This is a genomic window from Duganella callida (assembly GCF_004614165.1).
In the GTDB taxonomy this organism is placed as follows: Bacteria; Pseudomonadota; Gammaproteobacteria; order Burkholderiales; family Burkholderiaceae_D; genus Rugamonas; species Rugamonas callida.
This window is the reverse complement of record NZ_SPVG01000003.1, coordinates 1-9,376: the sequence shown is the minus strand read 5'-3', so window position 1 is coordinate 9,376 and position 9,376 is coordinate 1. Positions and strand designations below refer to the sequence as shown.

General features: G+C 63.8%; 9 protein-coding genes. 2 read left to right on the top strand and 7 right to left on the bottom strand.

Features of this window, described 5'->3' with window-relative positions; translation table 11 throughout:
• Positions 1 to 90: 90 nt before the first annotated feature.
• The 6 genes from E4L98_RS00170 to E4L98_RS00145 all read right to left on the bottom strand — a co-directional run bounded on the left by E4L98_RS00170 (position 91) and on the right by E4L98_RS00145 (position 6,877).
• Positions 91 to 1,353, bottom strand: coding sequence for a ComEC/Rec2 family competence protein (locus E4L98_RS00170; protein ID WP_135199542.1), 1,263 nt, complete (start codon positions 1,351 to 1,353; stop codon positions 91 to 93).
• A gap of 9 nt (positions 1,354 to 1,362) precedes the next feature.
• Positions 1,363 to 3,717, bottom strand: coding sequence for a TonB-dependent receptor (locus tag E4L98_RS00165; RefSeq protein ID WP_135199541.1), 2,355 nt, complete (start codon positions 3,715 to 3,717; stop codon positions 1,363 to 1,365).
• Between the two features lie 72 nt (positions 3,718 to 3,789).
• Positions 3,790 to 4,737, bottom strand: a complete 948-nt coding sequence (locus E4L98_RS00160; RefSeq protein ID WP_135199540.1) for a FecR family protein — start codon at positions 4,735 to 4,737, stop codon at positions 3,790 to 3,792.
• Complete coding sequence (locus tag E4L98_RS00155; RefSeq protein ID WP_135199539.1) at positions 4,734 to 5,315, bottom strand: RNA polymerase sigma factor; 582 nt, start codon at positions 5,313 to 5,315, stop codon at positions 4,734 to 4,736. Before E4L98_RS00155 ends, E4L98_RS00160 begins: the two co-directional genes overlap by 4 nt.
• Before the next feature lie 69 nt (positions 5,316 to 5,384).
• Positions 5,385 to 5,906, bottom strand: coding sequence for a porin family protein (locus tag E4L98_RS00150; RefSeq protein WP_135199538.1), 522 nt, complete (start codon positions 5,904 to 5,906; stop codon positions 5,385 to 5,387).
• A 74-nt stretch (positions 5,907 to 5,980) separates the two neighbouring features.
• Positions 5,981 to 6,877, bottom strand: a complete 897-nt coding sequence (locus tag E4L98_RS00145) for an AraC family transcriptional regulator (RefSeq protein WP_135199543.1) — start codon at positions 6,875 to 6,877, stop codon at positions 5,981 to 5,983.
• 186 nt (positions 6,878 to 7,063) lie between these two features.
• Here E4L98_RS00145 and E4L98_RS00140 point away from each other — a divergent pair, with 186 nt between their 5' ends.
• Positions 7,064 to 7,348 carry an SDR family NAD(P)-dependent oxidoreductase gene (locus E4L98_RS00140; protein ID WP_135199537.1) on the top strand — a complete coding sequence of 95 codons (285 nt, stop codon included), beginning with the start codon at positions 7,064 to 7,066 and terminating at the stop codon, positions 7,346 to 7,348.
• Here the strand turns inward: E4L98_RS00140 and E4L98_RS00135 are convergent, their stop codons facing one another.
• Positions 7,349 to 7,951 (bottom strand): TetR/AcrR family transcriptional regulator, encoded by a 603-nt coding sequence (locus E4L98_RS00135; protein ID WP_135199536.1) that lies wholly within the window; start codon positions 7,949 to 7,951, stop codon positions 7,349 to 7,351.
• A gap of 77 nt (positions 7,952 to 8,028) precedes the next feature.
• Here E4L98_RS00135 and E4L98_RS00130 point away from each other — a divergent pair, with 77 nt between their 5' ends.
• Complete coding sequence (locus E4L98_RS00130) at positions 8,029 to 9,234, top strand: YbfB/YjiJ family MFS transporter (protein WP_135199535.1); 1,206 nt, start codon at positions 8,029 to 8,031, stop codon at positions 9,232 to 9,234.
• Positions 9,235 to 9,376: the final 142 nt, after the last annotated feature.

Here is a 9,376-nt window from a genome sequence, read left to right as displayed (position 1 = left end):
CCGATGATAGTGCTGCAACCAGTGTGAAAGTAGGTTATCGTCAAGCTAGTTATCCGTGAAAAGGCCCGCCATTGAGCGGGCCTTTTTGCATTATGCGTCGTGTTTGCTGATGGATCTGATCGTGTCGTTCTCGTCGCCGTTGTCGGTAACGTAGATCGTGAACGCCTCACCATCCGGCGCCACGCGCACCACGATGTGGCCATCGCGGCTGCGCATCTTGCTGGTCAGGCGCTGATTGGCCAGGTGGTTGGCCGTCATCAGCGAGGTGGCGTAGATTTCTCTCGGTCCCGGATACAGACGCTCGCTCAGCATGCGCTCCAACTGTAGCATGTCCGGATGCGCGATATGCCAGGTCGGTATCACCCACGCTTGCGGACGCAACGCGCGCACCACATCCGCACTTAGTCCATCGAACATTCCATGATGATCGGCCGTCGCCACGCTGGCCGGTCCCGCCACGCGCGCCGCCGCACCCAGCACGTCGCGCCATGGCAGGTCGCCATCGTAGGTGTAGCTGGTCAGATCGCCGGCGGTGAAATAAGAGAATTTCCCCAGGCTGAATTTCAGCGCGATCGAGCAGACATTTTCGTTTGGGTAGTCGGCCGCGGCCAGTGTGTTCAACGACGGGAACATGTTCTTTGTCTGCCCGCCTTTGCCGGTCCAGACTTCGCCGTTGGCCGCAATGGTGCGAATGCTGAACGGCGCCGTGCCGCCGCGCATCGCCAGTTGCGACGTGCCGCCGACACGTATGCGCTCCACCGCAAGCCCGCGCTGCACGCGCGATTTCACGAATGCCAGATAGTTTTCCGCGAAGCGGCCTTTGGGCGCGGCAGGAAAATCATAGGATGGATAGGCGCGGTCGATCAGCAGCCCGACCGGCAGCATCTCCGCCACATCCGTGATGCCGGTCAGGCGGTACGGACCTTGCGCCGACAGTGGCGAGGCATCGCTGACATCGCCCAGATGGTCGGGGTGGATGTGGGTCACCAGCAGATAGTCCAGCTGCTCGCGGCCCGTGGCACGCAGATGGCGCTGTATGTAGCGGCCTATCCACACGCCCGGCCGCCGCGTGCCGTCCGGTTTCGGCGCTGCCGAGACATTGAGCGTGTCGTCGGTGGCGCCGGCATCGATCAGCATGCTGGTCCCGTCGGGCATGAGGATGAAGGTGGCGTTGCCGCGGCCGGTGGCGATGTGGTGGATATCGAGATAACCGGGCGACCACGGCGGCAGCGTGGCTGGCGGCGCGACATCCGGCGCTGGCGCCGGGCTTGGGGCCGCACCGGCGGTATGCATCGCCAGTGGCGTCGCCAGCATGCCGAGAACGAAGCGGCGGCGGTCAAGGGAATGATTCATGTCGGCTCCTCAGAATTTCGCGCCCAGCGTCAGGCCGAAGGTGCGCGGCTCGCCGTCATATTCGGCGCGCACCACCTGCGTCGAGCGGGTCAGGATGTAGCGTGTGTCGTTGGCGTTCTTCACCCATGCCGTCACCTTCCAGCCGCGATCTGGCGACTCGTAGCCGACGCTCATATTTGCCAGGCCGTAGCCGGGGATCTGCAGATTCGGATCATTGGCGGCGCCGGTGTTGTAGATATCGCGCCAGGCATAGTTGGCGGCGCCCGTCAGATAGCCTGCGCTCCCGATGGGCACGTTGATATTCGCCGCGGTCGAAAACTGCTTGCGTGGCGCCGACGACAGCGGATTGCCGGTGTTGTTGACCGTGCCGACCACGAAGCTGTCGTACACGCCATTCAGGCGGCTGTAGCCGGCCGACAGGTCGAGCCAGTTCGCCGGCTTGTATGCCAGTTCCAGTTCACCGCCTTTGACGGTCGCCTTGCCGGCATTGACGATGGTGAGCACGCTGGTGAGCGCGTTGTTCACCAGTTCCTGCTTGTCCGTGTACGTCATCTTGTACACCGCAAGATTCAGGCGCAGGCGGTTGTTCAGCCACTGCGATTTGACGCCGGCCTCGTAACTGCTGACCTTCTCCGGATCGAAAGGTCTGCTGAAGATGGCAGCCGTCGATGCATCGCCATTGAAACCGCCGGCCGTGAAGCCGCGCGTGGCGCTCGCATACGTCATCAGATTGCTGCGCGCCTGCCAGCTCAGTACCGCACGCGGTGTCAGCTCGCTCCAGCTGGCCTTGTTGGCGTAGCTGCTGAAGGTGGCGGATGGGCGCAACACATCGGTGCGCGTCAGGCCCGCGGTTTTTTCATCGCGCGTGTAGCGTACGCCGGTGGTCAGATCCACCGCCGCAGGCAGATGGATCACACCATCGGCAAACCATGCATAGCTGCGGGTATCGACGTTCTGGTCGGCCAGCGTGGCGCTGGCGAGTACGCCGGTCCTTGCCGCCAGGCCGCGCGTGCCGAGCAGGCGGCTGCCGTGTTCATTCAGGTAGTACAGGCCGGTGACGAAATCGCCGAATGCCCATTTCGGGCTGGCGTAGCGCAGCTCCTGCGAAAACGTACCGATGTCGTCGGCGTCGCTGGTGATGCTTTGGCTGCCGCTGGTCAGAAAACTGTAGTGCGCGCCGACGCCCGAGTAATCCTCACTGGAGCGCGATTTGCGGTAGGCGCTGATGGCGGTGAGGTCGCCGCTGTCCAGCTTCCAGTTGATGCGCGCCGAGACGCCGGAGATGGTGCGGCTGAAGCCCTGTCTGACGCCGAGTTCCGACGTGCGCGGATTGCCGTCGTCGCCCAGCGTATCCGAGGACAGCGTGCGGCCGCCGTTCCAGTCCTGGCTGTAGTCGGCGCTGAGCGTGGCTTCCACACTGCTGTCCGGCTTGAGCAGCAACTGCGTGCGGTAGTTGCGGCTGTTGAGATCATCCTCTTGCTGCCCGGTGAGCCGGTCGTAGCCATAGCCATTGCGCTCGCGCAGGGCAGTGGAAAACTTGATGGCAGCCGTCTCGCTCAACGGCGCGCTGACCAGGCCATTGAACTGCCGTTCGCCGAATCTGCCGAAGCTGAGCTGTCCTTCGAGCGCGCGCTCCTCCAGCGATGGCTGGCGCGTGGTGATGACGATCGCGCCGCCGGTGACGTTGCGGCCGAACAGGGTGCCCTGCGGCCCTTTCAGCACATTGATGCTGTCGAGATCAAACAGCTCGAAACTGGCGGCGCTGTTACGCGGAATGAAGACGTCATCCACCACCACCGCCACCGGCTTGCTGACACCGATCTGCGAAAAGGTATTGTTGATGCCGCGGATGGCGATGGTCGGATTGCCGGCGCTGAAGGACGACACCAGCAGACCTGGCGTCAGCCGGCTCACATCCTGCAGGCTTTGCACGCGGTTGGCTTCCAGTGTGCGTGCCGACAGCGTGGTCATGGAAATCGGGACGCTCTGGGCGGCCTGGCTGCGCTTTTGCGCGGTGACGGTGATGGTGGCGAGAGCGTCGTCGGAGGCGGCATTGTCCGCGTTGGCGCTGCTGGGGGCGCGAAAGATCACCACAGCGTTCGAGCCGTCGCGCTTCATCTGCAGACCGCTGCTGGCCAGCAGCTGCCGCAGCGCTTCGTCGGCCGACAGCGGACCGCTGGCGCCTTTGGTCATGACGCCTTCGATGTCGGTGACGCTGTACAGCACCTGTGCGCCGGACTGCGCGCTCCATGCGTCCAGCGCGGATTTGAGATCGCCGGCGGCGATGTGGATGTCGCGGGTTTGCGCTTGCGCCGCGCACAGTGCCAGCAAGCCGACAGCGGCAGCCAGTGGATGACGAACCATGTTCATTCCTTTAGAAGTGATGGGATATTGCCCACTGACTGAGACGAGCGGCGCGGCGCGATCCGCCATGCGTCATCGATGTATTTTGATGGTGTCGCCTGTGCTGTCGGTTTTCAAGCCCAAACCTTGCTGCAGCAGGCGCGCGAAGCCGTCGATATTGTCGACGTTGAAGCTGCCGCCGATGCGCATCTGCGCCGCGACCGGATCGGTGACGATCAGCTGCCGTCGGTTATAGCGGTTGAATTCCTGCGCCGCCTGGCCCAGCGTCATTTGGTCCAGCACCAGCCGGCCCTGACGCCAGCTCAACTTGCTGGCCACCTGCTGCTCGGTATTGTGGTTGACCAGCACCGCATCTCCCGACGCCAGCAGGCTGTCGTTGCGGGTGATGATGGTGGGGGCAGCCGCGCCTGCGGTGGGGCTGACCTGCACGCGACCTTCCGCCACGGTCACCCGCACCTGGCCGTCATCGTCGCGCCGCACCGAGAAGCGCGTGCCCAGCACCGTGACGCGGCGTGTGCCCGCTTCTACCACGAAGGGACGGTGCGCATCGTGCGTGACTTCGAAATAGGCTTCACCCCTGTCCAGCCACACGGTGCGGCGCTGCGCCGCCAGCCTGGCGCGCAGACTGGTGTTGGTGTTGAGCGTGACGCGCGTGCCGTCATCGAGAGCCAGCGAGGTGCTCTGGCCCAGCGCCGTGTCGTAGTGCGCCGGCTGTTCGCGCAGGCCGGTGGCGGTGATCCAGACCGCGCCGGCCAGCAGCGCCACGCCGGCGGCGATCCGCCAGTAGCCGCCGCTGAAGATGGACGCGGCGGGTACCGCGCTGCGCTCCGGATTATGCAGGCTGCCCAGGCGGTCGGCGCGGCGCCACACGCTTTCCAGGCGCAGCCAGGCGATGCGGTGCGCGGTGGCGGCGTCAAGCCATGCTTCCAGTTCATGCTGCTGCTGTTCGCTCCAGTCGCCGCTGTCGCGGCGCGCCAGCCATTCGGCGGCCCGGGCTTCGATATCGGCGGCGCGCATCATGCGTCACCGCCTTTCTGTTCCTGCTTGTTGCGGATTTTGGCCGCGAGTTTCGACATATTGACTACGACTCCCTTCAGCAGCAGCGCGTCCGCCAGTGCGCGCATGCCTTTTGCGATCTGCTTTTCCACCGTGTCCTCGGCGATACCCATGTGCTGCGCAACCTCGCGCTGCGACATGCCGTCGATTTTCCTCAGCCTGACCACCTCGCCGCAGCGCAGCGGCAACTGTTCCAGCGCGTTCTGCAGCAGGCGCAATTCCTGGTGGCCGCTGGCGTGACGTTCGGGCGTCAGGTCGTCGCTGCTGATGTCCAGCGTTTCGAGGTCGGCATAGGCTTCGATGGAGACGATCTGCGCGCGCCGCGCCTGGTCGATCAGCAGATTGCGCGCGGTGGTGAAGACGAACGCCTGCACCAGTTCCGGACGGCGCCGGGCGGCGGATTCGTAGATGCGCACATACACTTCCTGCAGCAGGTCGGCAACGTCGTCGGCCGGCTGCCGGTGGCGGCGCAGGAAACGGGCGAGGGCGGCCTCCAGCGGCAGCACTTCGCGCACAAACCAGTCGTCTAGCTCAGTGGGCATGTGGCAGGAAATTGTTGGACATACCGGCTAAGACGAGCCGGCGGAAGAAATCCGGTATGCCCTTGCCGATTAAAACTGGTAGCGTACTCCAACGGTACCCAGCGTGACATTGCTGTTGGTGAGGTAGGAGCCCTCAAGGTTGAGCGACCAGTTGCGGTTGAAAGCATAGCCGATGCCGACCCCGATCAGGGGATCGGTATCGTCGCGGTCGCTGAGCGAACTGCGGTTGCCCTTCATCTGCGTGCGGCCCACGCCCAGGCGGCCGAAGAAGCGGAAGTTTTCGTCGAGGCGCGCAGTCGCGACGGCGGCGATGCCATAGTGGGTGTCGGGAAAATAGCCGGCGGGAACGAGGACACCGCGCAGCGGATTCAGGCTTAGTCCGCGCGCATAAATTTCAAACCCGAATACGGGCGTGTACTGGTAACCAACGGTGCCGCCCAAGGTATAGTCGCCGGTACTGTCCACATAGTCGGATGACACCTGGGCGCGACCGACGTCGGCCGACAGGTACAGCCCGGGCTGGAAAGATTGGGCGAATGCCGGCATGGCGGCCAGCAGGCTGAGCGCAAGTGCGTTGCGTGTGTGTCGCATGGGATCTCCTGGAAAAGGACGGCATTTATCTTTTGCTAATTCCGTCTGATCCCGATACTAACTGCGAATTATTTTTAAAGCAATATTGACGATTCCGCCGGCTTGATCGTCAGGTAGCCGCGCATGGCGCTGGCTTCCTCGGTCGGGCTGCGGCCGAAGTAGCGCTTGAATTCGCGGCTGAACTGCGACGGGCTTTCGTAGCCGACCTGGGCCGAGGCGGCCTGCGCCGTCATGTCGTTGCGCGCCATCAGCAGGCGTGCCTGGTGCAGCCGCGCCGATTTCAGGTACTGGATGGGCGAGCAATGCGTCACCGATTTGAAATGCACGTGGAAGGCCGGCACGCTCATGCTGGCTTCCGCCGCCAGCATGCTGACGTCGATCTCGGCCGCATAGTCGGCGTGGATGCGGCGCAGGGCCTTGGCGATGCGGCCGAACTGGCCCTGGCTGGTCAGCGCCGCGCGCATGGCCGCGCCCTGTTCGCCCATCAGCGCGCGGTAGCAGATCTCGCGCACGATGCCGGGCCCGAGCACGCGCGCATCCAGCGGTGAGCTCAGCGCTTCCAGCAGGCGCAGCACGGTGTCGCGCATGCGCGCATCCATGCGGGTGGTCATCATGCCCTTGGGCAGGGCGGGCAGTTCGTTGTCGCTCTGGTCGATGGCAAACATCAGGTCGGCCAGGGTGCTGCGGTCGACGCGGATGTTCAGGCCCAGCAGCGGCTCCTCTTCGCTGGCTTCGGTGGCGGCGGTGAACGGCATGGGCACGGCCACCACCAGGTAGTGGTCGGCGTCGAACTGCAGTACCTCGTTGCCGAAGTAGGCGCGCTTGCGGCCCTGCAGCACGATCGAGATGCTGGGGTCCGACATGGCCGGCGACTTGGTCGAGCTGTGGTTGGCGCGGGTCAGGCGGACGTCGTCCAGCAGCGTCTCGGTATAGCCTTCGTTGCGCGCCAGCTGGTAATGCAGGGCGATCATGCGTTCCACGCTTGCTCCTTTGTTGCGGTGATGGATAGGAATGATCCATCATTCCCGTCCATGCCGCCATGGTTCCGTGTGCAATCTATAGGATTGGGCAAGAACTAGATAGCCATGTGCATTTGCAGCATCGGCGTTCGTCCGTAAGATGCAGGCTGGTGTAACTGGCATTGAAAGGACCGCATCATGACTACTGCTGAACCTACTCCACGCAAGGTTATTCTGATCGCCGGCGCCAGCCGCGGCTGCGGTCCGGACACCGCCCGGCGGCTCGCCAGCGAAGGCCATCATGTGGTGCTGGGCGCACGCCGTTCCAGCAAGCTGCATGCGCTGGTGACGGAAATCCGCAAGGCCGGCGGCTCGGCCGAGTGGTATGCGCTGGATGTGAACCAACCGGAGGAAATGCGCGAATTCCTGGCGTTCGGCGAGGACGTGCACAAGCGCGTCGACATGTTGATCAACGCCGCCTGATCAGTCGAACAGCATCCGCACCATATCGTCTGCCGTGGCCTGCAACTGTTGCGGGTCGTGGTAGATGCGTTCCATCACCACATTCCCCCGCGTAAATGTCACCAGCAGCCGGGCCGCGTCGCGCGGCGGCAGGCGCAGCCTGGCGGCGGTGGCGGGCGCCGCCAGGCGCTGTTCCAGTAATTGCCCGAGCCCGTCCAGCATGCCGCGCAGCGCGCCGCGTACCGGCTCGTCCATGGCCGTTTCGTCGGTGGCGATCTTGGTGGTTAGGCAGCCCCAGGTGTCCGAGGACGGAGCATCGTCGATCTGTGGCGCTGGTTTCGACATCGATTCGATGACATAGGCGAAATAGGCGCGCAGGGCGGCAATTGGGTCGTCCGGCTGCAGGCAGGCGCGCACCTTGTCCAGATAGCGTTGCTGATAGCGGGCGAACGCCAGCAGGAAGATGCGCTGCTTGTCGCCGTAGGCGTGGTACAGGGAGCCGCGCAGCACGCCGGTGGCCTGCGCCAGGTCCGGCATCGAGGTCGCGCCATAGCCACGGCGCCAGAACACGTGCATGGCGCGGTCCAGCACCTCTTCTTCATTGAATTTTTTTATGCCTACCATGGGCCGATTATCGCCATGTTTGACACTGGCGTCAAGTTTGACTATGCTGTCAAAAATGACGACTGTATGAGGAATGTATGGATACGCTTGAAGATCGGGGCGCCGCGGCGACGGCGCGCGCCATTTTTGCCGGGCTGTGCGCGAGCCTGGTGGGCATCGGGCTGGCACGCTTTGCCTACACGCCGCTGATACCGCCGATGATCGATGCGCACTGGTTTGCCGCCGGCGACGTGATTTATTTGGGCGCCGCCAATCTGGTCGGTTATCTGGTCGGCGCCTTGCTGGGCCGCCCGCTGGCGCGGCGCTTCGGCGCGCGGCCTGCCTTGCGCGCCATGATGATGGCGGCCTCGGCGGCGTTCTTCGCCTGCGCTTTCCCGTTGTCGGTGGGCTGGTTCTTCGGCTGGCGGCTGGTGTCGGGCATCGCTGGCGGCATCATCATGGTGCTGGCGGCTTCGACGGTGCTGCCGCATGTGCCGGCGCAGCGCAAGGGCATGGCCAGCGGCGCAATTTTTCTCGGCATCGGGCTGGGCATTGCCGCATCGGGCACGGTGGTGCCGCTGCTGCTGGACATGGGCATGCGCGCGACCTGGTTGGGACTTGGGATCTTGTCGTTACTGCTGAGTTTTGCCAGTTGGCCGTGCTGGCCGCATGCGGCGCACACGCACGTGCCGGTGGGCGAGCCGGACGCGGCGAGGCAATCCGCAGTGCGTTTCGAGCTGAATCTGCTGTACACGCAATATGCGCTGATGGCGGTGGGGCTGGTGCCGATGATGGTGTTCCTGGTCGATTACGTCGCGCGCGGCCTGGGCTGGGGGACACAGACGGCTGCGCTGTTCTGGGTGGTGTATGGCGTCGGTGCGATCGCCGGGCCGATGGCATATGGTGCATTGTCCGATCGCGTGGGGCCGGCGCTGACCAGCCATCTGGTCATATGGCTGCAGATCGCGGCGATTGCCGGGATGATGTATGTCACTGATCACCTGCTGCTGGTCGCGGTGACGCTGGTGATCGGCTCCTTCCCGCCGGGTATCGTGCCGGTCACGCTGGGACGCGTGCACGGCATTCTTGACGGCGACGCCCATGCGCAAAATGTGGTGTGGAGCAAGGCGACGACCGTGTTTGCGCTATTCCAGGCGCTGGCCGGCTATGCGTATTCGTATTTGTTCGCCCACAGCGGCAGCCATCGGCTGCTGATGGGAATAGGCGCCGGCGCGCTGGCAATCGCACTGCTGGCGGACGGTGTGAAAAAGGCGCTTGCCAAACCGGCCGATGCCTTGGTATGATTCTGTCCCTCGCGAAACGACGCATACAAAATGTGAAGTAAAACGAGGGGTTGACGAGAAAAACGAAACACTTCATAATCTCGTTTCTGCTGATGAACAAAACGCTTCTCAGCAAGCAACACGGATCTTTAAAAACATACAG

Bases quoted from the DNA above. Each gene is read 5' to 3' on its own strand.
- E4L98_RS00170 (WP_135199542.1), bottom strand. From the start codon at position 1,353: ATGAATCATTCCCTTGACCGCCGCCGCTTCGTTCTCGGCATGCTGGCG.
- E4L98_RS00165 (WP_135199541.1), bottom strand. From the start codon at position 3,717: ATGGTTCGTCATCCACTGGCTGCCGCTGTCGGCTTGCTGGCACTGTGC.
- E4L98_RS00160 (WP_135199540.1), bottom strand. From the start codon at position 4,737: ATGATGCGCGCCGCCGATATCGAAGCCCGGGCCGCCGAATGGCTGGCG.
- E4L98_RS00155 (WP_135199539.1), bottom strand. From the start codon at position 5,315: ATGCCCACTGAGCTAGACGACTGGTTTGTGCGCGAAGTGCTGCCGCTG.
- E4L98_RS00150 (WP_135199538.1), bottom strand. From the start codon at position 5,906: ATGCGACACACACGCAACGCACTTGCGCTCAGCCTGCTGGCCGCCATG.
- E4L98_RS00145 (WP_135199543.1), bottom strand. From the start codon at position 6,877: ATGATCGCCCTGCATTACCAGCTGGCGCGCAACGAAGGCTATACCGAG.
- E4L98_RS00140 (WP_135199537.1), top strand. From the start codon at position 7,064: ATGACTACTGCTGAACCTACTCCACGCAAGGTTATTCTGATCGCCGGC.
- E4L98_RS00135 (WP_135199536.1), bottom strand. From the start codon at position 7,951: ATGGTAGGCATAAAAAAATTCAATGAAGAAGAGGTGCTGGACCGCGCC.
- E4L98_RS00130 (WP_135199535.1), top strand. From the start codon at position 8,029: ATGGATACGCTTGAAGATCGGGGCGCCGCGGCGACGGCGCGCGCCATT.